General features: G+C 70.7%; 22 protein-coding genes and 1 tRNA gene. 9 read left to right on the top strand and 14 right to left on the bottom strand.

The window, feature by feature from the left end:
• Positions 1-3 precede the first annotated feature (3 nt).
• From AFR_RS32860 to AFR_RS32850, 3 genes are all read right to left on the bottom strand, one after another.
• Positions 4-3,075 carry a glycosyl hydrolase gene (locus AFR_RS32860; RefSeq protein WP_023561137.1) on the bottom strand — a complete coding sequence of 1,024 codons (3,072 nt, stop codon included), beginning with the start codon at positions 3,073-3,075 and terminating at the stop codon, positions 4-6.
• Between the two features lie 147 nt (positions 3,076-3,222).
• A complete protein-coding gene (locus AFR_RS32855; RefSeq protein ID WP_023561136.1) occupies positions 3,223-4,644 on the bottom strand; it encodes a hypothetical protein in 1,422 nt (473 codons plus the stop codon).
• Positions 4,645-4,680: 36 nt separating this feature from the next.
• The gene (locus tag AFR_RS32850; RefSeq protein WP_023561135.1) at positions 4,681-5,439 is read right to left on the bottom strand and encodes a hypothetical protein; all 759 of its coding nucleotides are present in this window, start codon (positions 5,437-5,439) and stop codon (positions 4,681-4,683) included.
• A gap of 100 nt (positions 5,440-5,539) precedes the next feature.
• Here AFR_RS32850 and AFR_RS32845 point away from each other — a divergent pair, with 100 nt between their 5' ends.
• Positions 5,540-6,478, top strand: coding sequence for a serine hydrolase (locus AFR_RS32845; protein WP_023561134.1), 939 nt, complete (start codon positions 5,540-5,542; stop codon positions 6,476-6,478).
• Here AFR_RS32845 and AFR_RS32840 read toward each other — a convergent pair.
• From AFR_RS32840 to AFR_RS32825, 4 genes are read right to left on the bottom strand one after another with little or no spacing between them, the layout of a single operon-like run.
• The gene (locus AFR_RS32840; RefSeq protein WP_023561133.1) at positions 6,475-7,059 is read right to left on the bottom strand and encodes a DedA family protein; all 585 of its coding nucleotides are present in this window, start codon (positions 7,057-7,059) and stop codon (positions 6,475-6,477) included. The genes AFR_RS32845 and AFR_RS32840 overlap by 4 nt on opposite strands.
• Positions 7,056-7,832: an MBL fold metallo-hydrolase gene (locus tag AFR_RS32835; protein ID WP_023561132.1), complete on the bottom strand. Its 777-nt coding sequence runs from the start codon at positions 7,830-7,832 to the stop codon at positions 7,056-7,058. Before AFR_RS32835 ends, AFR_RS32840 begins: the two co-directional genes overlap by 4 nt.
• The gene (locus AFR_RS32830; protein WP_023561131.1) at positions 7,829-8,335 is read right to left on the bottom strand and encodes a DUF1990 domain-containing protein; all 507 of its coding nucleotides are present in this window, start codon (positions 8,333-8,335) and stop codon (positions 7,829-7,831) included. The genes AFR_RS32835 and AFR_RS32830 overlap by 4 nt, the downstream gene beginning before the upstream one ends.
• Positions 8,332-9,168 (bottom strand): YndJ family protein, encoded by an 837-nt coding sequence (locus AFR_RS32825; protein WP_041841319.1) that lies wholly within the window; start codon positions 9,166-9,168, stop codon positions 8,332-8,334. The genes AFR_RS32830 and AFR_RS32825 overlap by 4 nt, the downstream gene beginning before the upstream one ends.
• A gap of 99 nt (positions 9,169-9,267) precedes the next feature.
• On the opposite strand from AFR_RS32825, the gene AFR_RS32820 reads away from it, so the two are divergent.
• The 4 genes from AFR_RS32820 to AFR_RS32805 are packed head-to-tail and all read left to right on the top strand — an operon-like array spanning position 9,268 to position 13,589.
• Complete coding sequence (locus AFR_RS32820; RefSeq protein ID WP_148308134.1) at positions 9,268-10,239, top strand: diacylglycerol/lipid kinase family protein; 972 nt, start codon at positions 9,268-9,270, stop codon at positions 10,237-10,239.
• On the top strand, positions 10,236-11,273 hold the full coding sequence (locus AFR_RS32815) for a YihY/virulence factor BrkB family protein (protein ID WP_023561128.1): 1,038 nt from the start codon (positions 10,236-10,238) through the stop codon (positions 11,271-11,273). The genes AFR_RS32820 and AFR_RS32815 overlap by 4 nt, the downstream gene beginning before the upstream one ends.
• Before the next feature lie 37 nt (positions 11,274-11,310).
• A complete protein-coding gene (locus tag AFR_RS32810) occupies positions 11,311-12,813 on the top strand; it encodes a phosphatase PAP2 family protein (RefSeq protein ID WP_023561127.1) in 1,503 nt (500 codons plus the stop codon).
• The gene (locus AFR_RS32805; RefSeq protein ID WP_023561126.1) at positions 12,810-13,589 is read left to right on the top strand and encodes an endonuclease/exonuclease/phosphatase family protein; all 780 of its coding nucleotides are present in this window, start codon (positions 12,810-12,812) and stop codon (positions 13,587-13,589) included. Before AFR_RS32810 ends, AFR_RS32805 begins: the two co-directional genes overlap by 4 nt.
• Here the strand turns inward: AFR_RS32805 and AFR_RS32800 are convergent.
• Together AFR_RS32800 and AFR_RS48140 are read right to left on the bottom strand one after the other, a co-directional pair.
• Complete coding sequence (locus AFR_RS32800) at positions 13,584-15,167, bottom strand: GGDEF domain-containing protein (RefSeq protein WP_023561125.1); 1,584 nt, start codon at positions 15,165-15,167, stop codon at positions 13,584-13,586. The two genes, AFR_RS32805 and AFR_RS32800, sit on opposite strands and share 6 nt — an antisense overlap.
• A gap of 91 nt (positions 15,168-15,258) precedes the next feature.
• On the bottom strand, positions 15,259-17,373 hold the full coding sequence (locus AFR_RS48140) for a tetratricopeptide repeat-containing protein (protein ID WP_023561124.1): 2,115 nt from the start codon (positions 17,371-17,373) through the stop codon (positions 15,259-15,261).
• Between the two features lie 96 nt (positions 17,374-17,469).
• Between AFR_RS48140 and AFR_RS32785 the strand changes: the two genes are divergently transcribed.
• Positions 17,470-18,390, top strand: a complete 921-nt coding sequence (locus AFR_RS32785) for a hypothetical protein (protein WP_023561123.1) — start codon at positions 17,470-17,472, stop codon at positions 18,388-18,390.
• A gap of 6 nt (positions 18,391-18,396) precedes the next feature.
• On the opposite strand, the gene AFR_RS45515 is transcribed toward AFR_RS32785, so the two are convergent.
• From AFR_RS45515 to AFR_RS32770, 4 genes are all read right to left on the bottom strand, one after another.
• Entirely contained in the window at positions 18,397-18,570 is a 174-nt protein-coding gene (locus AFR_RS45515; RefSeq protein ID WP_023561122.1) for a hypothetical protein, read from the bottom strand.
• Positions 18,571-18,637: 67 nt separating this feature from the next.
• Positions 18,638-19,093 carry an RrF2 family transcriptional regulator gene (locus AFR_RS32780; protein ID WP_023561121.1) on the bottom strand — a complete coding sequence of 152 codons (456 nt, stop codon included), beginning with the start codon at positions 19,091-19,093 and terminating at the stop codon, positions 18,638-18,640.
• 106 nt (positions 19,094-19,199) lie between these two features.
• Positions 19,200-20,126: a helix-turn-helix transcriptional regulator gene (locus AFR_RS32775; protein WP_023561120.1), complete on the bottom strand. Its 927-nt coding sequence runs from the start codon at positions 20,124-20,126 to the stop codon at positions 19,200-19,202.
• A 277-nt stretch (positions 20,127-20,403) separates the two neighbouring features.
• Positions 20,404-20,835 (bottom strand): SsgA family sporulation/cell division regulator, encoded by a 432-nt coding sequence (locus AFR_RS32770; protein WP_014446635.1) that lies wholly within the window; start codon positions 20,833-20,835, stop codon positions 20,404-20,406.
• Positions 20,836-21,151: 316 nt separating this feature from the next.
• Between AFR_RS32770 and AFR_RS32765 the strand changes: the two genes are divergently transcribed.
• Together AFR_RS32765 and AFR_RS32760 are read left to right on the top strand one after the other, a co-directional pair.
• Positions 21,152-21,577, top strand: coding sequence for a TIGR02611 family protein (locus tag AFR_RS32765; RefSeq protein WP_052359857.1), 426 nt, complete (start codon positions 21,152-21,154; stop codon positions 21,575-21,577).
• A 59-nt stretch (positions 21,578-21,636) separates the two neighbouring features.
• A tRNA-Val gene (locus tag AFR_RS32760) sits at positions 21,637-21,711 on the top strand.
• A gap of 272 nt (positions 21,712-21,983) precedes the next feature.
• Here the strand turns inward: AFR_RS32760 and AFR_RS46920 are convergent.
• A complete protein-coding gene (locus AFR_RS46920) occupies positions 21,984-22,148 on the bottom strand; it encodes a hypothetical protein (protein ID WP_158510587.1) in 165 nt (54 codons plus the stop codon).
• Positions 22,149-22,874: 726 nt separating this feature from the next.
• On the opposite strand from AFR_RS46920, the gene AFR_RS32755 reads away from it, so the two are divergent.
• Complete coding sequence (locus AFR_RS32755) at positions 22,875-24,293, top strand: vWA domain-containing protein (RefSeq protein WP_023561118.1); 1,419 nt, start codon at positions 22,875-22,877, stop codon at positions 24,291-24,293.
• Positions 24,294-24,454 lie beyond the last annotated feature (161 nt).

The raw sequence follows: 24,454 nt of genomic DNA, 5'->3' as shown, positions 1-24,454 counted from the left end.
GGATCAGTTGCGGGCCCAGAGAGCCGGTACGTTCGGCGGCTCCCAGCCGGTCAGCGACGTGTGCGCCTGCAGGCAGCGGTAGCTCACGCCGTTGTAGGTGACGACCCGGCCCGCCGTGTACGCGGTGTTGATCGCCCACGCCGTCGCCGAGGGCGGAGTGGTGGCCGGGGGAGTCGTCGCGGGCGGTGTGGTGGTCGGCGGTGTGGTCACCGGCGGCGGCGGTGTGGTGCCGCAGGTGCTGCCGAACACCTTGAACTTGAACAGCGAGTAACCGTACGGCGTGCCACGCTCCGTGCCGTTCATGCGGACGTAGCGGGCCGTGCCGGACAGGGCGTGGCTGGTGTTGCCACCGGTTCCGGCGGTCACCGTCACCGCGTTGGCCCAGGTGGTGCCGTTGGTCGACGTCTGGATCTGGTACGCCTTCCCGAACGCCGCCTCCCAGCTGAGCTCGACACGGCCCAGCGGCTGCGCGGAGCCGAGGTCGACCTGCAGCCACTGCGGGTCGGCGAACGCGCTGGACCAGCGGGTGGTGGCGTTGCCGTCGACGGCGAGGTCAGCGGGGTAGCCGGCCTCCACAGAAGACGACGTGGCGGTCTTGCCCTGGGACAGCAGCGCGCCATTACAAGGCGGCGTGGTCGGGGGAGTAGTCGGTGGTGTGGTCGGCGGGGTGGTGGTGCCACCGCCGGTCGCGTTGCCGCCGCTCCAGTTCGTGGCGCCGTTGGCGACGGTCTTGCCGGCCGGCACGCTCAGTGTCTTGCCGTCGGAGTACGTCACCGTCAGTGCGGCGTTCGTGATGTTGGACGCGACGTAGGTCTTCGCGCCGTTCTTCGAGAACACCTTGGCCAGCGGGTGGTTCGCGGTCACGCCGGTGTCGACCTGGCCGAGGGCCGCGAGGTTACGGATCCAGTGGAACGTGTGCGCCTTGCTCTCGCCCTCCTCGGACGTGTACGAGCTGTTGGCCCGGAACTTCGCGAGGGCCGCGTCCGGATCGCCGAGCGCGAGGTACTGCCAGAGCATGTCGCGCCAGACGGTCGGTTCACCGCCGTTGTTCCTGACCAGTTCGGCGTAGGTGCTGCGTACCGAGGCGGGGTAGTCGCCCAGGTAGAGCTGGCCGCCGGTCATCGGGAGCATGTTGATGCCGACGATCATGGCGTGCTCGCCGGAGAACCACGTCGCGTACGCGCCGCCCGAGCCCCAGACGATGGCCGAGTAGTTGTGGCCCCAGTTCGCCGGGAAGTTCTCGTTGCGGACGTCGAACCAGTACTCGTTGATCGCCGCGGCCTGCGTCGTGTGCAGCCAGATGCCGGCGTCGCGGACGGTGGTGTTGCCGGTCGCCTGACCCCACTGGATCAGGGCGTTGGCGAAGTTCTGGCCCTCGGACGAGGACTCCTGGTTGTTGCCCGCGCCGAACGCGCCGTGGCCGGACGCCCAGTCGTGACCCGCGTAGATGTCGAAGTCACGCAGGTACGGGAACCGGGTGTCGTTGCGGTCGTAGTTGTTGGCGTCACGGATGAGCAGGTCGACCATGCCGCCGTACTGGCCGGGTGCGGCCCACGCCGGGTCGAACTTGGCCAGGGTCGCGGCGGCGGCCACGTAGTAGCCGTAGTGGAAGTGGTGGTCGTTCAGGTCCTCGTCGGACGCGTACGACGCGGGGTAGCCGATGAGCGTGCCCCAGTTGCGGTCGTAGTAGAAGACCCGCGACGACTTGCCGGCGGACGCGGTGAACCAGTCCGTGAGGCGCGTACGGATGACGTTGAGCGCGTTGTCGCGTACCGAGGTCAGGTTGAGCTGGTCGGCGATCTCCGCGATGCGGGCGGCGCGGCCCAGGCCCTTGCCCGTCCAGTACGTGTCGTCGCCCTTGAAGTCGGCCGGGTTGTTGAGCTCGTTGTTCAGGTACGTGGTGATGGTGCTGAGGTCGGCGCCGCTGGAGTCACCGACGGCGGGGATCTCGGGCAGCACACCCGTGTACTTCATGGAGGTCGTGAAGTTGGTGCCCAGCACGATCTTCATGGCACCGCGCGGCGAGACGTACGTGCGCGACAGCGGGGTCGAGCCCGTCAGATAACGCCACTGGTGCGGGTAGAGCGCGATGACCGTGCCCGAAGCGCTGCCCTCGCGGGCGGTCGTGGTGAACGCGTACGTCGTGTTGACCGTGCCCGCGCCCTGGTTGTACGTGTACGACATCTTGGTGCCGGTCACGTGGTTGTGGGCGTACTGGCCGTACTGGTCGGCGAGCGCGATCTTGTCGGCCGTGGCCGCACTGGCCAGCGTCGGGAGCACGGCAACCGAGAAGTAGCCCTTGCCGGCGAGGTTCGAGCGGATCGTGCTGCCGCTCAGCGTCCACGTCGAGCCGGCCGGCCCGTACGCGACGTAGTCGTGACCGCCGATCGAGAAGCCGATGCGGTTGCCGGTGTTCTGCCAGGCCGTCGGCGGGCCGGTGATGGTCAGCAGCGCGTCGCCACCGGTCACCTGGTAGTACGAGAGCGGCAGCCCGTGACCGATCGTGGCCTTCAGGGTGCGGCTGCCGTCGCTCCACGAGGGAGTGACCGTCCAGTCGCTCCAGCCGTCGACCAGTGCCTGTCCGGCGTTGAGGCCGGCGACACCCGCGACGACGTGCTGGGCGTACGGGTAGTGGTATTCACCGAGGCCGGTCGCACTGCCGCTGATGGCCGCGTCGGTCTGGTAGGAGATCCCGAGCCCGCCCGCCACCGGCTTGTACGCGGCCGGCCCGGCGAACAGCGGCTGGGAGAAGTTGCACTCGTCGCCCTTCTTGAACAGCAGCGACGACCACCAGTCGTTGGTCGGCACCGGTCCGGCGGGGGCGTTCGGAGTCAGGTACTGGCGCGGGTTCGTCGAGATGTTGCCGCAGCCGGAGGGGAGTTTGGCGCCGGCGGGGAGGGTTTCGGTGTAGCTGCCGGCGCCGATGGTCGCAGCCTCGGCGTTGCCGACCACTGCCACGGCGAGCGCGCCGGAGCCGAGGGCGACGACAACCGCCGCCGCGAAGCCGGCGAGCCGGCCGCGCCGGGGTCGCCGGTGAGTGCCCGGGGAACGGGACGGGGGGAGGGGGGACTTCATGCCAGGTGCCTCCGATTGGGGATACGGGGGTCGCCAAGGCCGCGGCGGTGGACCGCGGGCAGGGGATGTGAGAGCGCTCTCACGGTCCCGCGAGATTAACCGTCACGCAGTGTTTCGTCAATGTTTACAAGCGTGAATAGGGCCAGCTCAGGACGGATTTGCCGCCATTTGCTCGACGGCGGGAAGGGTGCATCCGACCGCCGTCCCGGCACTCTCGATCACCAGGCGAACGCGTTCAGGGCCGACCTCCGGGTCCAGCCCGATCGAGATGCGCGGCTCCTCACCGTCCGGGGTGCGCCGCACGGCGTCGGTCACCATCGTGCCGACGAGGTGCCGCAGCAGCACCACGTCTGCCCGGACCGCGGCCAGCTCGCCGATGGTGATCTCCGGCGTGGTGTCCTCCGGCAGCACGGTCGCCACGGCGTCGTCGACCACCACCCGCAGATCAACCTCGGAGACCTGGCCGGCCTCCAGCAGCCCGCCGACCAGCTCCTCCAGCCGGGTCCGGTCCGAGCCCTTCTCGTACGCCTCCACGCGCTCGGCCACCTCGAGGCTGATCTCCTCCTCGGTACGCTTCGCCGCGGACATCTGCAGGTACATCAGCGAGCCGAACATGACCGCCAGCACCGAACCGGCGATGACGACCGCCATGTCCGTACGCCCCGCGTTCGGCAGCAGCGTCGTGTACGCCGCACTCGTCCGCAGGGTCCACTGCCGCTGCCCGGCCTCGAAGTTCTGCGTACGCCGGAAGGTGGAGCGGGTGACGCTCTGCTGGACCACCGCCGCGACCTCGGCCAGGGAGCCACCGCCGCTGCGGGTCAGCAACTGGGCGTCGAGCAGGTCACCGGCCGCGCGGAAGAGGGTCGTGCTGACGAACTCGTTGCCGCCGACGTTGAGCACCAGATATCCGGCCACGGCCTGCTTGTCACCGAACACCGGGGCGACCACGTCGAACGAGAGCCGCTGCTGGGCCTTCGGCAGCTTGGTGTCGGCGAGCCGCACGTACGCGTCGGAGATCGCCACGTCCTTGCCGGTCCGCGCCAGCTTGGTCACGTCGACCTCGGCCTGCGCGGCGCCCTGGTCGACGCCGATCGGCGGCCGCTCGAAGTCGCCGAGCCCCCGCGAGAAGACCGTGAAGAGGTGCTCCTGGAGACCCTCGACCGGCTGGGGGTCCAGACCCTCGGCGCCGCGGGCCCGCCAGTACGGGCGCACCTCGCCCACCGTGGTCGGCGTCGCGCGGACGACAAAGGTGATCGACCGGACCGCCGTGAGGTCCTGGGCCGCGACCGCCGTGGTGATCTTGTCGAAGCCCCCGCGGGTCGGCGTCGACTGGGCGCTGAGTGCGGCGGCGGCCAGGCGTACGGAGTCGGAGTAGCGGCCCAGCTCGTTGGTGACCGACCCCTGCAGGCTCTGGCTGGTGGTCGCGATGCGCTTCTCCGCGCTGCGCTCGAGGGCGCCCCGCAGGCGTACGCCGAAGCCCAGCGAGACCGCCACCCCACCCAGAACGATGACGAGCGCGAAGAAGGCCGCCCAGGGGCGCGACCAACCGCTGTTGCTGTTCCTCGCCACCCCTAAAATTTAGTCCGTAATGCCGGTTATCGAGGCCTAACGGTCGTTCGCAGCCTCTTCCTCGGCCGCCCGCTCCTCACCACGGCGGCGCAGACGCTTGAGCCCGGGCAGCCCGATGATCGCCAGGTGCAGGTCGTTGGTGACCTCCAGCAGCTTGTGCAGATCGGGCCCGACCTGGTCCAGCTTGCCCAGCAGCGGCATGACGTCCTCGCTGAGGTGCTGCCGGAGCCGGGGCAGCTCGTCGACCATCCGGATCGCCGCGGTGACCTCCTCCGGCGTCAGCTCCTCGACGAACCGCTGGGCCAGCGGCGCGGCGCTCCGCAGCGTCGGCGCGTAACCGTCGAGCAGCGCGCCGGCCTCGTCCGCGGTCGCCTTGGCCTGGACGACAACTCCACCGGCGTCGTCCGCCGTTTTGCCGGCCTTGGTGACGACCGTGCCGGCCTCGGTGACGATTGCCGACGCCCCGGTCACCGCGGATGCGGCTCCGTCGACCACCTGGGCCGCCCGGAGCGCAACGGCGCTCGCCTCGTCGACGGTCAGCGCGGCTGCCGCCATGATCACCTTGGTCTCGCGCAGCGTGGTGTCCACGCCGTCGATGACACCCTCGACACGCCCGATGAGCCCTTCGGCGCGTTCGGCCAGCAGGGAGATGCGGCTGACCAGCAGCTCGGTCTGCCCCAGCAGCCCGAGCACACGCACCGGGACGGTGGCGACGGAGGCGGCCGTCTCGACCACCTGGCCGATCGCGTAGCGGCTGAGCTCGACAAACGCGCCAGGTGACGGAAGTAAGGCCATGACATCATTGTGCCCCCGGAGTCACGTGACTAACCGTGATGGCGATCAAGCGTCGGGTAGTACATTTGGGATCCCGCGCGAGGCACGGCAGTATGCATGGGTGCGACGAACCCAGCTCTGGATCTTCGCGGTGGCGGCACTGGTGATCGTGGGCGGTGTGTCCCTGGTCGGCCTCGGTATGCAGGACGGCGGGAGCGCCGGTGGTGGTGGCGGTGTGCTGCCCCGCTCGCTGACCTTCGGTGACGACAGCTCGCCCACCCCGAAGGCCTCACCCACGCCGACCGGGCCCAGTCCCGAAGAGCTGGCCGCCCGCGAGCGCGCCAAGCGGGTCAAGGCCCTCGACGCGGCGCTGAAGAAGTACGCGAAGTCGTCCCCGGAGTTCTCGGTGGCCGTGCTCGACAAGAAGACCGGCGAGCGCTACTCGTACCGTGGCTCGGAGAAGTACGACACCGCCAGCATCGTCAAGGTGCAGGTGCTCGCGTGCATGCTGCTGCAGGCCCAGGACGACGACCGTGACCTGTCGTCGAGCCAGCTGGCGCTGGCCAAGCGCATGATCCGGCTCAGCGACAACAACGCGACCACCTCGCTCTTCGTCCAGCTGGGCAAGGTCTCCGCGGTGAGCAAGTGCAACAAGCGCCTCGGGCTCAAGCAGACCGTGGTCAGCAGCTCCTGGGGTCTGACCCGGACGACCGTCGACGACCAGGTCCGCCTGCTGTCCGAGCTGGTCGACACCAAGGGCCCGCTGGACAAGGACTCCCGCAAGCTCGCCTTCACGCTGATGAACACCGTCGACGACACCCAGGACTGGGGCGTCCCGAGCGTGGCGAAGTCCGGCGAGACCACGACGGTGAAGAACGGCTGGGACACCCGCAGCGCCGACGGCGGCCTCTGGGCGGTCAACACGGTCGGCCGGATCACCGCCGACGACGACGTGGACATCTCCGTCGCGGTGCTCTCCCACAACAACCAGAGCATGGACGGCGGCATCACCCTGGTCCAGAAGGTCGCCAAGATGACCCGCCAGTACCTGAAGTACTAAGCAGCTTCGGCTTCGGCCTGCTGGCGGGCCGCGCGGCGTTTGCTGATCAGGTTGACGATCTGGCCGATGATCAGCACCAGGATGATGGCGGCGACCACACCCTCCCAGGGCTCCGGGAAGATCGAGCCGCCGGCCACGCCGATGCCGGCGTAGACCACGGACCAGAGTGCGCAGGCCGGTGCGTTGGCCACGACGAAGGTGCGCCAGCTCAGGCCCAGGAAGGCCGCCGCCAGGAGCACCGGCACCCGGCCGCCGGGCAGCAGGCGCGACACCAGCAGGACCGGGATCTGGCTCTTGTGCAGGCGTTCCTTGACCGCGGCCAGGTGCTCCTCGTCGCGTAGCCAGCGCAAGCGGCGGGCCAGTTGCTCGCCGCCGGCGCGGCACATGGCGTACATGACGAGATCACCGACGTAGGCGCCGGCCGCGCCCGCGGCGATGACCAGGACGATCAGCAGCGGGTGGTCGTGGAAGGCCAGGGCGGCGGCGCCGCTGACGGCCGCGCCGGTGGGGATGATCGGCACGATCGCGCCGAAGGCCACCACGAGCGCCAGCCACCCCATGGTCCCGAGTTCGGAGATCACGTGGCGGGCTCGAAGCTGAGCGTCTCACCGTGGGCGAGGACCCGGACGTGGGTGTCCGGCGAGGTGCGGGCGGCGTGCCGGGCGAACTCGGTGCCCGGGTCGTGGAACATGTGCGGCCGCACCCGGCCCAGGCCGGCCGGCCAGAACGTGCCGTAGTGCACCGGGACCGCCCAGGCCGCCTTCACCCGGCGCAGCGCCTCGGCGCCGTCGGCCGGGTCGAGGTGGCCGTGCGCGGCGAGTGTGGGACCCCAGCCGCCGACCGGCACCAGGGCGAGGTCGAGCGGGCCGAGGGAGGACATGCCGTCGAAGAGGCCCGTGTCGCCGCCGTACCAGGTGCGGGCCTCACCCTCGACGACAAAACCCATGGCGGCCGAGCGCAGCCGGGACCACGGGCCGCGGCCGCCGTCGTGGGCCGCCTCGACCGCCCGCACCTTGATGGCGCCGACCGTCGTCTCCTCGCCCGGTGCCAGCTCGACGCAGCGCCGGGCGTACGCGGAGCCCAGGCCCTTGGCCACCAGCGGCACCGAGCCGCGCGGCACGATGAGCAACGGCTCACCGGGGATCGCGCGCAGCGACGGGAGGTGGAAGTGGTCGGCGTGCAGGTGGGAGAGCAGGACCGCGTCCGGTGCGCCGTCGAGGACGGGTGTGGGCCCGGCCATCCGGCGCAGGTGGATCAGCCGGTCGGTGAGCAGCGGGTCGGTGAGCAGCGAGACACCCGAGTCGGCCAGCCACATCGTGCTGTGCCCCCACCAGGTGACGCTCGTGCCGCTCACGGTCCAACCGTACGGGACCGGGCGCACAGCTGTCGGAGGGCACGGCCGCAGCGGTGCGCGTACAGGCGCTGGGCGAACACCGCGGCCGGACCGCCGAGCCGCATCGGCCACCGGGCCGGCAGGCTGAAGGCGGTCACCCGGAACCACACCCGGCCCTGCGCGTCGCGGCTGACCGTGAACGACTCCTCGCCGCGCGCCTGGTGCCCGGGCAGCGTGCCGTAGCCGAACCCGGCCAGCTCGTCACCGTCCTCCGTCCAGACCACCTCGCACGGCACGGTCAACGGCCCCAGACCGACCGTCAGCCGTACGCCCGGAGCGGCGCGGTCGGCCGACGAGCGGATCCGGGCGCCGGTCGCACGGTGCATCGCGAACGTCAGGATCGCGTCGGCCGCCGTCCGGAAGTCGTCCCGCCCCAGCTCGGTGCGGTAGTGCAGCCGGTTGTAGCCCGGGGGCAGTGGCTCGTGCCGGGTCGCGCCGACCTCGGCATAGGTGAATCCAGTCATCGCACGTTCCTCCCTGGTGCCAGATATGCCCCGGCGCGGCGCCACCCCACCATTCCGCACACCGCAAATCCGAGGGCGTTCGCCACTCCGTGTGTCGCCGCCATCCAGGCGAGCGACGGGTGGGGCAGTCCGGTCGCCTCGCCCAGCGCCCAGCTCACCGCCAGCACCATCGACACCGCGAGCACGGCCGCCGAGACACCCAGCAGGGTTGCGGTCAGCCGGTCCGGCACGCTGGTGCGGGAGTACCGCCAGATCAGCCAGCCGACCGTCCACATGCCCGCGGTCAGGACCAGCGCCCCGGCGAGCTCGACCGCCTCGGCCGTGAAGTAGCCGACGAACACCAGCAACGTCCCGGCCGGCACGGTGAGCGCGGCGGCGTCGGCGGCACGACCGGGCGCGATCCGGGTCTGCAGCCCGGCGATCAGGGCCGCCGCGAACCCCGCGAAGTGGAAGTGCGCCACGGTCAGCACCAGCACCCCGAGTTCAAAACCGAACAGGTGGTAACCGGCCCGCTCGGCGATCAGCGCACTCGCCGCGATGGCCGGGCTGATCAGGGCCGTGAGCACAGCGGCCTCCGCGGGCCACTCGCGGCGGGGCCGGATCGGACGGCTCACCGCGTACGCACAGAGCAGCGCCGCCCCGATCGCGTAGATCGTCGCCAGCGCGGTCGCCACCGGCCCGCGGGGCAGCCAGAGGCTCACGGCGCCGGCGATCGCGCCTACCGGCCAGAAGCGGCGGGCCACCTCGGCGGCCGGATCGGCGAGCAGTCGCAGGCCGGCCGGGACGACAACGAGCATGCCGACGGCGACCAGCAGGTTGACCAGCACTCTCATGACGCTCACCCACTTCTTTGAACGCGTTCAAGTATGTCGTCACTGTAACCCGTTCGGGCCCGAGTCGCCGATGTGATCTGCCTCCTGCACACTGGCGCCGTGACAGGACCCCGCTCTGCCGTTGTTGTGAACCCCGTCAAGGTCACCGACCTCGACCTGCTGCGCCGCACCATCGTCGAAGGGCTCGCCACCGCCGGCTGGCCCGAGCCGATGTGGTTCGAGACCACCCCCGAGGACTCCGGACGGGGTCAGGCCACCAAGGCCGTCGAGGAGGGTGCCGAGCTCGTCTTCGTCAGTGGCGGGGACGGCACCGTGATGGCCGTGGTGACGGCGCTGGCCGGCACCGACGTGGCGCTGGCCGTCCTGCCCGCGGGCACGGGCAATCTGCTCGCCACCAACCTCGGTCTCACCAGCGACGCCGCCACGGGTGTCGAGGTCGCGCTCGAGGGCGGGCGCCGCCGCATCGACGTCGGCACCGTGGGCGACCAGTGTTTTGCCGTGATGGCCGGGATGGGCTTCGACGCCGAGATGCTCGAGGGCACCAACGAGACGGCCAAGAAGCACCTCGGCTGGATCGCCTACATCGGCGGTGCGGCCAAGGCCCTGCGCCGCCCGTCCATGGGTGTGGTCATCTCGCTCGACGGCAAGCCGGCCCTGCGCCGGCGGCCCCGCTCGGTGATCGTCGGCAACGTGGGCCGGCTTCAGGGCGGTGTCCGCCTGCTCAGCGAGGCCGACCCCGCCGACGGCAAGCTCGACGTGGCCATCCTCAGCCCGCGCAGCCTGGCCAACTGGGCCTCGCTGGGCTGGGCGGTGGTGCGCCGCAAGGAGCGGGTCCCGCGGATGGAGACCTACACCGCGGAACGTGTCGAGATCCGCGCCGCCCGGCCGCAGCCGCGGCAGCTCGACGGTGACCTCATCGACCCGGGCAAGAGCATGTCGATCGGCGTGCGCCACAAGGCGCTGCTGCTCTGCGTGCCGCAGCCCGACAGCGACCCCGATCTGGCTTACGACAGCAGCGCCGCCGAAAAGGCTGCCGAGGGGGTGCGCGCCGCGGCGAACGACGCCGAGTGAGCTCGACCGAGCCGGTTCCCGAGACCCGGATGATGCCGGGGGACGAGCTCTCGGCGGACGACGCCTTCCTGGCGCTGCGGCACTACGGGCGCTGGCACCTCGTGCGCGACGCCTTCGTCCGCTTCCGGTACGGCGACGGCTTCAGCCACTCGCGGGCCTTCGCGCTGCAGCTGTGCCTGGCCATCGTGCCGTTCCTGATCGCCCTGTCCGGCCTCGCCACCGACCTCGGTGTCGAGGAGGGCGGTCAGGTCGTCGCGGACACCGTCATCGCGCTCACCCCCGGCGCCAGCGAGCCGCTGGTGACCGAGCTGCTCGACGACGACGACCGCACCGAGGACGCCGGTGAGCTGGCCCTCGCCCTGGGTTTTGTCACCGGGCTGTTCGCCCTGACCACGGCCATGGCGCAGATCGAGCGTGGTGCCAACCGCATCTACGGCGTCGAGCGCGACCGCAAGGCCTTCGGGAAGTACGTCCGGGCTGCGATCCTCGCGGTGGTGGCCGGTCTGCCCGCGCTGTTCGGCTTCCTGCTGCTGGTCGCCGGGCATTCCGCCGGCAAGTCGATGGCCAAGCATTACGCGTGGGGTGACAGCGCGCTGACGATGTTCGACTGGGTGCGCTGGCCGCTGAGCCTGCTCCTGATCATCTTCGCGGTGGGGCTGCTCTTCCGGCACTCACCCCGGCGCAGGCAGCCGGCACTGAGCTGGTTGCTCTTCGGTGCCGCGCTGGCCACGGTCCTCTGGTGGGGCGCCAGCCTGCTGCTGGCCGGCTACGTCAACCTCTCCGACGGCTTCGGCGCCACGTACGGCCCGCTGACGGCGATCATGGCGCTGCTGCTCTGGGCCAACCTCACCGGTGTTGCGCTGTTCTTCGGCCTCTCCTTCGCCGCCCAGCTGGAAGCCCAGCGCGTGGGAGTCGTCCGCCCAGCTCAGGACGACCGCTGGGAGCCCGGTGCGGACCAGGAACTCCAGGACTTCCCGGACGGTGAGGTGCCCCGTCAGCGCGACACCGGTGTGAGCGCGGACCCCAGGGGGTAGAGGAGCGCGCAACCCCCGATCGAGCAGGAGTCCCCACATGTCGACCGACGACGGCAGAGTCCACCGGAAGGTCGGCTGGGCGCCGGTCCGCCACTTCACCGAACGCAGCCTGCTGGGACTGCTGGTGGTCGTCGCGGTCGGACTGGGCTTCGGCCTGCTCCTGCTGCTCGTCCGCTTCCGCTGGTCGCCGCTGCAGGGCCTGGACCGGTCCGTGGCGGACGGCCTGAACGGCCTGGTCGCCCCGCACGAGCCGCTGGTCAAGGTGCTGGAGAGCATCTCCCAGCTCGGTGGCCGCCCGGTGATGATCTGGCTGGTCGCCGTCGCGGTCGTGCTGCTGCTCATCCGGCGCCGCACCCGTCTCGCGGTGTACCTCGTGATCACCGGGGTCGGCGCGCTGCTGCTGGACCCCTCGCTCAAGACGCTCGTCGGGCGGCTGCGCCCGGTCGTCGACGTGCCGGTCGCCACCGCACCCGGCAACAGCTTCCCCAGCGGGCACGCGCTCGGCTCGATGGTCGTCTACGGCGGCCTGCTGCTGGTCTTCCTGCCCGCGATCGCGCCCAAGTGGCGCAAGCCGGCGATCGGGCTCATCGCCGTGATCATCGCCGCGGTGGGGTTCACCCGCATCTCGCTGGGCGTGCACTTCCTCTCGGACGTGCTCGCCGGGTGGCTGCTCGGCGCCGCCTGGCTGGGCGTCACCGCGTACGCGTTCCGGGTCTGGCGCCGTGAGGTGGGCCGGCCGGTCGGACCGATCCAGGAAGGTCTGGAACCGGAGGCCGCCCACGACGTGACACCGGCGCCGGACGAGGAGAAGGTCCTCCCGCACCCGTGGACCGGCGCGGCCGAGCTGATCGTCGGCTGGGTCCTCACCTTCGGTGTGCTCTACGTGATCGGCTGGGCCGTCACCAACCACACCAACGGCACCTGGTTCGGCAACGCCGACGTCGGCGTCAACCGCTGGCTGCAGACCTTCCGCACACCGGCGCTGGACGACCTGAGCTACGGGTGGAGCAAGGCCGGCGACACCCACATGATCCTGCTCGTCTCGCTGGTCTTCTGCCCGCTGGTGCTGGCCCTGTGGCGGCGCTGGCGCCCGGTCCTCTTCGTGGTGCTGGCGATGTTCGGCGAGCTCAGCCTCTTCCTCTCCACGGCCGCCGCCGTCGGCCGTCCCCGGCCCCCGGTCGACCAGCTCGACGGTCAGATGCCGACCTCGTCGTTCCCCTCCGGCCACATCGCCGCGACCATGTGCCTGTACGTGTCCATCGCCGTCCTGACCGTGCCCCGGGTCCGCGCGTGGTGGCGCTGGGTCTTCGTGGCGCTCGCGGTGATCATGCCGGCCGGGGTGGCGCTCTCGCGGATGTACCGCGGCATGCACCACCCGACCGACGTGTTCGGCGCCGGTGTCCTCACGGCCTGCTGGATCACGCTGCTCTGGTTCGTGCTCAAGCCCAACGCCGACGTCGAGCAGGGCAACCGGGCCGACGCCGGTGAGCTGACCGAGAACGACGCGGACCGGGACCTGACCGAGGCGCCGGTGTCGTGACGCTGCGGTTCATCACCTGGAACATCAAGACCGGCGGCAGCGGCGGGCGTCTGGACGCCGTCGTGGAGCTGCTGCGCCGGGAACGCCCCGACGTCCTCGCCCTGCAGGAGCTGCGCGGCTTCCGCGGGCAGAAGATGAGGGAGGTGGCCGCGGCGGTCGGCATGACACCGTTCCTGGCGCCGTCGTTCTTCGGCCAGCCGGTCGCGGTGCTGGTCCGGCCACCGCTGCGGATCGTGGCGTGGTCGGCCGTCCGGTGGCGGCTGCACCACGCCGCCGCGGCCGTCGTCGTGCCGACCGCGGCCGGGCAGGTCACCTTCGTCAGCACACACCTGAACCCGTTCTCACCCGGGCGCCGGCTCCGGGAGGCGCGGTGGCTCGCCGCGCGGCACCGGCCCGCGAAGGGCCTGACACTGATCGCGGGCGACCTCAACTCCCTCGACCCGGGTACGGACCACACCGGACGGCTGTCCCGGCTGCCCGAGCCCTACCGGCGCCGCCACCTGGCCAAGGACGGCGCGGCCGACACGCGGGCGATCGCGGCGTTCGAGGCGGCCGGGTTCACCGACCTGTGGCGGACGACAGGGGAGGGCGACGGGCTCACCGTGCCCACCACCGAGGGCGGCGGACACGAATTCTCGGAGGCCGGGATGCGCCTCGACTACGCGCTGGCGACCGACACCGTCGCGGCCGCGGCGACCAAGGCCCGGGTCCTGCACGGTGACGAGGCGGAGTACGCCTCCGACCACTACCCGCTCGCCGTCGACCTCGACCTATAGGTCCGCGATCACCCTGTCCCGGCCCTCGCGCTTGGCGACGTAGAGATTGCGGTCGGCCAGCGACAGCAGCGTCGACGGCGTAGCCCGGCCCTCCGGCGCGGTGGTCACGCCGATGCTGGTCGTCACCGTCAGCGCACCGGTGACGGGCTCCCAGGCGTGCGCCCGGATCCGCAGCCGCAGCCGCTCACAGCGCTCGGTCGCCTCCTCGATCCCCAGCCCGGGCATGACCAGCAGGAACTCCTCACCGCCCATGCGTGCCGCGATCATCGGCCCGCTCGCGGCCTCCAGCAGCAGCTGGGCGATCTCCTGCAGCACGGTGTCACCGGTGCTGTGCGACAAGGTGTCGTTGACCCGCTTGAAGTGGTCCAGGTCGAGGATCGCCACCGAGACCGGAGTCCGCCGTGCGACCGCCTCACCGAGCAGCGCGGGCAGGCGCTCGTTGACGTACCGCCGGTTGTAGAGCCCGGTCAGCGCGTCACGGTGCGCCATCTCGCGGAAGTGCTCACTCGCGCGCCGCGCCTCGGTCGCCTCGAAGACCGCCTGCAACGCCCGCGCCTGCGCCTCCCGCTGGGTCGAGTGCAGGGCGGTGGCGGCGGCGTAGAACGCCTTGTGCTCCTCGTACGCCTCGTGGAAACGGCCCGTGGCGGCGTAGAGGGCCGCCTGCTCCTCGCGGGCCTGGGCGCGTACACGATCGAGACCGCGGTCCTCCGCGAGCCGCACCGAGGCGTCCAGGGCCTCCTGCGCGGCCGTGTAACGCCGGTCCAGCCGTCGTGCCTCCGCCAGGGTGAGCAGGCAGACGGCCGAGGCGTCACCCTCGTGGCTCTCGACCGTCGACTGCCCGTCGACCAGGAAGCCCAGCGTCTGCTCGACGTCGGCGTACCGCCCGCCCATCATCTCGATACGGGCGATGGTGTCGAGCTCGAGCGCACCGAAGTCACGGCCGGCGCGGAGCTGCACTGCCCGCATGTGCTCGACCAGATCCAGCGCGCCGGGCTCGTTGTCGTTCTCGAACGCCGTGTAGGCCATGTTGTTCAAAATGTTCAGGGTCAGCTCGAGGTCACCCTCGGCGGTCGCCAGCGCCAGCGCCTCACGGAAACGGCGGTCACCCTCCTCGATCGAGCCGCTCTCGTCGAGGGCGACCGCAAGGGTCATCAGATGCCGGGCGCGGATCGTGTCTGGCTCGTCGTCGGTCAGATTGGCGAAGCAGTGCACCGCGTGGGCGAGACCCTCCGACAGGTCACCGATCTGGCGGTAGAAGATGGACAGCACCCGGTGCGCCCGCGACAGCAGGAACGGGTTGTCGTGCTGCTGCGACCAGTCCAGCACCTGATGCGCCCAGCGGCCACCCTGCTCCGACTTGCCCTCCCGGACCAGAGCCGTCGCGCGCAGCAACCGGGCCCGCATGGCCAGGGCCTCGTCACCGAGATCGGTGGCCCGGCGCTCGACGGTGGCAGCCGGACCGGCGACAGCGCGGAACTGGGACTGCGGACGGCCCTCGAGCTCCACCAGGGTCGCCTCGAGCTCCGCGCGCTCGTCCACGACCACGGCGCCGGCCGTTGCTGCCGCCTCCGTCGTCACTAGCGTCCCTGCTTTCCCCGTTGGGTCCTGGCAACCGCTCCCGATCGGATTCCCGTGGTGATTGCTGAGGTTCTGCCCGGTTGCAAGTTGGTTACTTACGGCTCGTACAGACCGCCTTCGAAGCTGCCACCTGGTCGACGGTATAGACCACCGCCACCGTGAAGCAGTAGTTGTTGGCCTTGTTGAGCCCGTACACGACGTAATCCGTGGTGCCCGCGGGCAACTGCTGGAACGCCCGCTGCTCCTGCCCGACCCGGCCACCCGAGATCAGCACCGGCCCCTCGGACCCCTTCGGATAACGCCACGTGAGCGACACGCTGTCCCTGTTGTCCCGCAACGTCACCCCTGCCGGTGCCACCGCGGTCCCGGTCGGTGACGGCGCGGCGCTCGCCGCGGCTGAGGGTGCGGGCGCCGACGTCACGGACGGTGGGGCCGCGGCCTGCTCACCCCGGGGCAACGTCGCGGCGACCACCGCCGCCGCCACGGCGATCCCCGCCACGACCGCCGCGGCCAGGATCAGCGGCTGCCGGGAGGTGTGCGGGTCACGCTTCTCCACGGGTACGGGCAGATGGCGGCCCGTCGCCGGCAACGGCAGCTCGGGCCCGGGTGGATAACCATCACCCGGATAGGCCACCGGAGGCGTCGAGTCGGGAGGCCACGGACCGGGCGGCTGCACCGACCACGACTGCGGCGAAACCTGTTCCCCGGGCGCGACCCGCGGCCCGGGCACAGTCGGCTCCCCAACCGCCGGGCCGTACACGGCCTGCTCCTGAACCGCCGGGCTGTACACGGCATGCTCCTGGACCGCCGCGCTGTGCTCCTCGACCGCCGGGCCGTAGGCGGCGTCCGGCTCTGTGACCGCCGGGCTGTAGGTCGCAGCGTGCCCTCCCGCCGCCGGGCTGTAGGCCGTAGCGGGCTCACCGACCGCTGGGCTATAGGCGGCAGCGTGCTCTTCGGCCGCTGGGCTGTACACGGCTGCCGGGGAGTGGGCAGCGGTCGTTTGTTCGGCCGGGGGCTGAGTCACCGGTCCCTGGGCTGTCGTGCTGTAGGCCGGCCAGATCGGCGCCGGCCGTTCCGGCGACCGCTGCTCCGGGGACTGTTGCTCCGGGATTTGGTGCCGCCGGAGTTGCTGCTCCGGGACGGCCCGGGCCGGTCCCGGCTCGGCTTGCTCGGCCCGCTCAGCTTGCTCGGCCCATGCGGCTCGGGGTCCCGGGTCGGCCCGTTCGGCCGACTCGGCTTGTTCAGCCCACGCGGCTCGAGGTGCTGGGTCGGTCCGTTCGGCTGGCTGGGCTTGCTCGAGCCGCGCGCCTTGGTCGACCAGCTCGGCGGGGGCGGCGGGCGAGGTGAGGGGGAGGGCGACGGGGGGTTCGGGGCGGGCGTGGCGGCCGGTCAGGTCGCCCGGTGGGCGGTCCTCGCGGCGGACGGGGTGCACACCCGGGGTGGTCGCCGGCATCCGCGTGACGCCGGAGGCCGGGCCGCCCGAGACCGGGCCGTCCGAGGTCTGCACGCGGCCACACACGTGGCGGCCCGAGGGCGGGGCCCCGGCGAGGCGGGCGACCTGCTGGGCGAGCGGGTGGTCCGGGGGCAGGTAGCGGGCGCACAGCTCCTGGGCCTGGGCGAAGTGTGCCTGGGAGTCCTGGGTACGGCCGCACTCGCGCTCCATCGCGCCGAGCCGGGCGAGCATCTTGATGCCGGCGGGGGCCTCGTCGCCGTACGCCTCGTGGTGGCGGGACCAGGCGTCGGCGAGCCGGTGGCGGGCCGCGGTGCACTGGCCCGCGGCGTGCTCGGCGGTGGCGAGGTCGGCCTCGGCCGCCAGGACGCGCGGGGACAGCGGGCCGTCCACTGCGGTCAGTTGGCCGACGAGGTCGTGGTAGAGCTGGGCGGCCCGGCCGTGGTTGCCCACCCGGTGCAGGACGGCGGCGTGGGTGGCCGCCGCGGCGACCGTGCGCTCGTCGTGCGGGCCGTGCAGGCGTTCCTCGGCGGCGTGGGCAAAACCGGCCCAGGTGCGGGCGCCGTGCGGGTCGCCGAGCGCGATCAGGATGCGTGCCTGCAGGGCCGCGGCGAGCGCGAGGTCGGGGGAGGCCTGGCGCGGGTCGGCGTCGGCCGGGTCGAGCACGTCGGCCAGCACCGCCCGGGCGCCGTCGAGGTCGCCGGCGGACGTCAGTGTCTGCGCCTGGGCGGTCAGTTCGGCGAGCGGAGGTGCCACGTGCCTCATAGTGTCTGTTCGGACACCCTCGGTACAAGACCCCTCGCGCGACGACCCGGGCTGACCTGCGGCGGCCCGAGGCCGTATAACTCCGTTATGACCGCCGACAGCGTCGCCGACGTCAAGCGTGAGATCCTCGTCCGCCACCTCGAGGCCTGGACGCCCGCCGCCCTGCACAGGGCCCGCCGCGCCACCTACGCCCACGGGTACGCCGATGCCGCCCCTGAGCTGGCCGAGGCCGCGCTGCGGGTCTTCACCGAGCAGTCCGACCTGGTCAGGGGGCGTGAGCTGACGATGGTGGCGGTCGGACAGGAGACCGCCGACGTCGCCCGGCGGCTCGCGGCGATCCAGCAGGGTGCCGAAGCGGCGGCGGGGCTGACCGTCCACACGGTCGGTGGTGGCACCGACGGCGCGCTCGCGATCGCGTTGAAGGCGGCCGGCTCTGCCCGCGTACCGTTGCTGGGTTTTCTGGATGCGACGGCCGCCGGTGGGCCGCCGGCAGTGACGGCCGTCTCAGCCCTGGCCGCCGGGAAGCCGGCGGAGGCGATCATCGTGCTGCCGGCGGAGGGGTTCGCCGCGGACGATTATCGGGCCGAGCTGCGGGCGGCAGGGTTTCCGTTGGTGGCGGCGGTGGAGCTGGCCGTGGACGAGGAGCCGGGCGAGGTGCTGGTGTTCGCGACGGCGTCGGGCAAGAGCCTGGAAGGCTTCAAGGACACGCTGTGGGCGGTCGACGAATATGCGGGGGTCCGTTACCGCGATCCGGGTGACCCGGAGCGGCACCTGATCGACATCTCGCTCAACCCGCACCCCGGGCCGCTGCGCCGTGAGCTGCTCGGTCACCTGGCCGAGGTGGGGGAGTCGACGGTCACGGAGCTGCGGACGTTCGCGCTCACCGAGACGGTCTACCGGGCGGAGGACGCCACCCGGGTGCTGCACGCACTGCTGACCGCCGGGTCGGTGACCCGGCGGCCGGAGCAGGGCAGGCTGGGCGGTGACGTGGTGATCACCGCAGCATGACCAGGATCAGGACTTGTCCTGCTTCCACGACAGCGGACCGGGCAGGTCGACGCGGTGGGCGCGGGCCTTGGAGTTCCAGGACCAGCGACCGATCTTGATGGACCAGGACGAGAATCCCCGCTGCGTGAAGTTCAGGATCAGCGGCCCGAACTTCTTGCGACTGCGGTACATGATGCCCATCGGGGTAGTCCTTCCGTGGAGAGCCAGATGGCCGGAAGGTTCCCGATCGTCGATATCCGCAAACCCCTCAGCGGGGTTGCCAGGCATCCGGGCGCGTCGTGAGCTTGCGGACGTGGGCGGGCATGCGCCCACTGATCAACTCGGCCAGGCTGACCTCGTCGACCACCTCACGCACCGCGGACCGTACGGCCACCCACAGGTTCGGCAGGTTTTCCGCCGCTCCCGAGTATTGGGTTTCCTCGGGTCGCAGCCCGCGGACTCCCGCGAGTGGACCGTCGACGGCCCGCAGGATCTGACCGATCGTGATGTCCCGTGGGGACTGTGACAATGTGTAGCCGCCCTCGGCACCGCGCTGAGCTCTGACCACCCCGGCGCGGCGCAGGTCGGCGAGAACCGCCTCGAGGAACTTTCGAGGCATGTTCTGGTCCTGGGCAATGGCCTGGGCGGACATCAGGGCCGGGTAGGCGTGGGCCAAGCTCAGCGCCGCCCGTACCGCGTAGTCGCCGCGCGCGGAGATCTGCACCCCACCATCATGCCGCGTCAAAGCCCGACATCCTCGCGCACCCCAGGAATTATGGGAATTCGGGCATCACACTGAGTCAGCAGTCGGTTGCTGGGGTCGCCGGACTTCAGTCGGCGGCGAGTCGTTGGGCCGGGACGCGGGCGCCGATGTCGGCGACGTCGGCGGCCACCTGCGCGGGCATCTGGACCCCGGCGCCGATCCGGAACGCACCCGGGCTGAGCCCGACCTCGCGGTGGAAAAAACGGCCGAAGTTGGTGGGCTCACCGAACCCGAGCCGCCGCCCGATCTCGGCGACGGACAGATCCGTGCAGGCCAGCAGCCGTTGCGCCTCGAGTGCGACCCGGTCGTCGACGACCTGCTTGGCGCTGCGGCCGGTGACCGCCAGACAGGCCCGCGTGAGCGTCCGGACCGAGCAGCCGATCCGCGCCGCGTAGTCCTCCACCCGCCGGCTGTGCGGATGACCGTCCTCCAGGTCGCGGCGGAACCGCGCGAAGGTCCGGCTCTCCGAGGTGGTGCCGCCGCCGTCCCCGGCACGGGTCAGCAACGCGATCCGCAGCAACAGGACGGCAAGCTGATGACGCAGCAGCGCACCGGCGACCGCCCCGGACGAATGCCGCGCGCTGTCGACACCGAGCTGCGCCACCTCGGTGATCACGGCGTCCTCGTCCTCGCCGGCCAGCTGCCACCGTGTCGGCCCGGGAAGATCATCCACCGGTACGCCGGCCACCTCGGCCGCCGAGAGCAGCTCGCGATCCCACGAGACCAGCGAAGCATCCAGCCCCGGCTCGATCCCGAAGCGCACCGCCTGACCCGGCCGGATCCACAACAGGGTGCCCGGGCGGCACCGATGAACCACAAAATCGATCTCGACGGTGCCGTGTCCCGCGGTCGTCAGCGCCAGCAGGTGGTAGGGCAACCGCCGCGGCACCGGATGCGGATCGGCCAGATCGGTGTCCGGCAACGCGCAGGTTCCGACGCCCGCCCAGTTGGGGGCGGGTGCGAGCCGGGTGCGGCGGGTACCGGAAGTGACCATCGAGGCCGACCGTATCCGGCCGTGACCAGCGATGCACGTGTTGGCCCGTTGGGCGGGCCATATCGGCCCGGCCACCCTCTTAACAAGGGCCAAATCAGACATAAAGGTGTGGTCGGTGATGCTATTCGCTTTCTGCACCGGAATCCGCTTCGAATCCGATTCCGGCGACTCCGGCCTTGCTGTCGTGTTCGCCCGGTTCGGTCGGCGTACCCGGGCATAAAAAGAGCGACCCGCACGGACCGGCAGTGTCCGTGCGGGTCGCCCCGTAAAGCTCTGACTATCGACCGGCCAGCAGCCGGTTGACCGCGGCGTCCACATCCAGGTGATCGGACTCCCGGCCCCGCGGCACCACCACATAGGTGCGCCGAAGGAACCGGACCAGGACACTGCGTGGCACTTCGAACAGCGCGTTGCCGTCAGGCGACGACAGCGCAAGGGCAACAAAATCGCCCCGCGGTGTGGCCCACGGCCACACCCGGACGTCCCCGATGCCCGCAGGCTCATCGAGCCCGGTCACGAGCAGTTCGCGCGCAAAGGACCAGCTAACGGCTTCCCCACCGGCTGATTCTGCGTGGAACAACACGTGGACCGCGTACGGGTCGGCTGGGTCGTACCGCAGACTGGCGCGCACGGGCAGAGCCGTGGCATCTGGCGCTACGAGCCGCAGCGAGGTTTCGACCTCGACGGTCGTTGGACGAATGGTACTCATGGACGAACTCCCCCCGGCACCGCTGCGAGGCTGGTGAACCCCGCGTTTCCCATACTCAGGTGATCCCTGTCATTACGCTCCGCCATACGCTGATCTCACCCAGTAGTGGGAAGACGGTTCCGATAAGCTCACCGAACGAGCCGATAAACGGTATCTTGCCCGTTCTGCCCGGCTGCTCGGTTCCGCCCGGCGTCGGGTGGTTCAGCAGTTGACTCACTCCGGTAACGTCCATTCCTCCCGGGTAGTGACGGGGGCGGGGAACACTAGGGGATGAAATGACCGGGAGCACGCGATCTTTGCCGCGAAAGTGAACGAGATGTCCCAATCCGACCCCGTGATCGAAACCCCGCCCAAGGAAGACTCACCTCCAGGCGTCCTCGACCGCATCCGCGCCAACCCCACCGGGCGCCTCGCGCTCAAGATCGGCATCGGCATCCTCGGCGGCATCGTCGTGGCCGTCGGCATCGTGCTGATCCCGTTCCCCGGACCGGGCTGGGCCATCGTGATCCTCGGCCTCGCCATCTGGGCGGTCGAATTCCACTGGGCCAAACGCCTGCTCCACTTCACCAAGGGCCACGTCCAGTCCTGGACCCACTGGGTACTGAAACAACCCCTGCCCCTGCGCGCGCTGATCGGCCTCGCCGGCTTCGTCTTCATCTGCGCGGTGGTCTGGACCTCCGTCAAGCTCACCATGGGCATCGACCTGGCGTCGGTGATCTGGAAGTTCATCACCGGAGGTTGACCCGCCGGACCCTGGCTCGCGCCCGGCGCACCAAGTCCGGTACAGTCTGACTCCGTTGAGGGCGATTAGCTCAGCGGGAGAGCGCTCCGCTCACACCGGAGAGGTCACTGGTTCGATCCCAGTATCGCCCACCAAGGTTTGTGCAGGTCAACGGCTCGTTACCGAGGTTTGGGTAACGAGCCGTTTGCTTTTGGCGCCTTACGCTGGGAGCAAAATGGGAGCACAAGATCATCTTTGCTTGTCGGCCCTGCCGGGCGACGTGGTCAGGTGACGTGAGACCTTTCAGCCACATCCAGGCCGCAAATGCTCCCGTCGCGACCAAGCCCGCGACCACCGCACGCCGCGTCGACCACCGGCATGCACCCACGATCTCGGCTGCCTCGGGAGCGTTGTTCGCCGACAGGCATCACAGCCGCGCGAGTTCGCCGCTTTCCAAGCCATCAGGTACTGCATCCAGCAGGACGCCGGCTTCGAGGAGTCTGGCGTCAAGCTGATGAAGCAGACCTTCGGCGCTGGCCCGAAGATCGATGTCGCCCGACATGCCGGGCGCAACGCCGCCGATGAACGCCAAGAATTCCGCATTCTGCTCGCTGCGCGATGCAGGCCATCCGCAACACCGGGCCAAGGCGTCGATCTACCGACACCGCCGAGGAAGCCCTCGAATACCTTGCTCTGGCCAGCCTATTCATGCGCCCGTCTCGACCAGGTCGGCACCTGACCGCCTCAACCGGAAGGAGCGGCATAATGCAGAACTGGACGCTCGAGGGCGACGAGGTCCGCGCCCTTCCCTCGACGATCTTGCCCTGCAGGTACTGATCTCTGCGCAGCACTCCTGGAACTGGCGCAGTTGGTTGCTGGAGGTCCGCCAGGATCACCACCCCGCAGGAACCGGAGGTGGTCCAGATCCTCTCTGACGCGTGGGGCTGGCTGCAGGCCAAGCGCCTGATTACCTGGACGTTCGACCAGAGTTCCACCGAAGCGTTCACCATCACCCGCCGCGGCCGTGAGTTCCTGCGCCGGGGCACCCGCTGGCTGCGCGCTGCCGAGCGGCTCGACATCGATCTCGTCCCCGATCTCGAGTTCACGACCCGCCCTCAGCTCCTGCGCGGGGATTACGAGACCGCGGCGTTCACCGCAATGAACGAAGTGGAGGTCCAGTCCGCCGCCGAGCCGTACTCTCCGACAGTCTCGTTGGCACCAAGCTCGTCCAGGAGGCGTTCCGCCCACCCAGGAACCCAGGGGCGAGGCCGGGCCACTCCGGCGCGAGGAACTCGAACCCGGCGAGTCGGTCGCCTAGATGGACCTGTTCAAGGGCGCGATCGGGCTGTTCAAGAACATCGCCGACAGCCCCGACGTCGCCGACCCGGCCCGGGCCGCCCACAAACGCGCCGTTCCGACCGGGTACGGGCTGCTTGTCCACGGCGCCGCCCACGCCGCGCACAGCCGCTGGACCGCCCCGCCCGGCACCCCGCCGATCCTCGCCCACGTCGCCGACCTGCTCGAGGAATCCCGCGCGGAAGGCAGACAACGCCAGCGGCGCCGCGCCGACCGGCGCTGGCTACGCCACACCGTCACCGCCCTGCTCGACCCCGGCACCGCCCCGGTCGACGACCCTTGGCACGTCGGAACCCTCGCCGCGTTGTTCTTGGCACGCGTCGACGCCCGCATCGTCACCAGCAAAGACGTCCGCACCGTGCGGGCCGCGGTCACCGCCGTACTCGGCCGCCGGCGGCTACGCGAACTCCGCGAGGTCTGGCAACACGCTCACCTGGTCGACGACACCGACGCAACCACGATGATCCAACTCGCGCGCCGCTGGTGCCAGATCCTCGGCATCGACCCCGACCAGCAGCGCACCGTCCCGGCCGCCGATCCGGGCGAGTTCCCTGGCCGGCTCGCCCAGGCCCTGACCGACTTCTTGGCCGTCACCGCCGGTCACCCCAGCTTAGTACGCCGCCCACACCCTCGCCCGGCGGCACACACCGCCGACCGGCTGGAAGCGCAGCAACCCCACCGAGCAGCAACGCCGCGCCGCCGGCGACCTCGCCGCCCGAATCCAACACGCCCGCACCCGGAACCCGGTGTCAAACCGTCACTGATCCCACCCGGGCGGCTCCGCACCAGGCAGGCCATCACCGCCGACGCGCAAACGGCCGCCGGGCAGGTACCCACCGCCGCGCCTTGGCAACAGCGCCGGCAGCTTCCGCCGCTCAAGCCGACTCTGCACCTGGCGATCCTGGTCGACCTGTCCGGCTCCATGCAGTCTTACGCCGACGAAATGTCCTCCGCCGCCTGGATCTTCGCCCACGCCGCCCGCCGGGCCCAAGCCGTCACCACCACCGTCGGCTTCGGCAGCTACACCACCGTGCTCGTCGCTCCCGGCGAGCGGCCACCACGGGTGCTGCACATGGTCGCCAACCAAAGCACCGTCACCTTCCCGGAAGCCGCCCGAGTCGCTGACCAGCTCCTGGATCTGCGCCACGGCCGCACCCTGCGCATGCTTGCCGTGGTATCCGACGGGCACCTCAACGACATCGCCGCCGGGCAGAAAATAGTCACCACGTTGCATCGAGCGGGGTGCGGCGTTCTCTGGCTGCGTCCCGATGGCCTGCCCGGCCACACCTTCATGCACGCCACCACGGTGACGGTGGCCGACCCTACCGACGCCGTTGCGCACATCGCCAGCGCCATGGTCACCACCCTCGAACGAGCCTGACCATGCCCCGTTGTCGGAAAATCCACGACCGGTGATGCAGACCGCTTCTGCCTGTTAGACCCGATGTACGTCTCGCGTTGCGATCGTCATGCCTCACACATCCGAAAGAACCGCCACCATTGCGCCCTCGTCGTGCGCGGCGCGGCCGTGATGGCGGATCG

It is taken from the genome of Amorphoplanes friuliensis DSM 7358 (assembly GCF_000494755.1).
Taxonomy (GTDB): domain Bacteria; phylum Actinomycetota; class Actinomycetes; order Mycobacteriales; family Micromonosporaceae; genus Actinoplanes; species Actinoplanes friuliensis.
The sequence above is the reverse complement of the archived record's forward strand: the minus strand, read 5'-3'. Positions and strand labels throughout refer to the sequence as shown.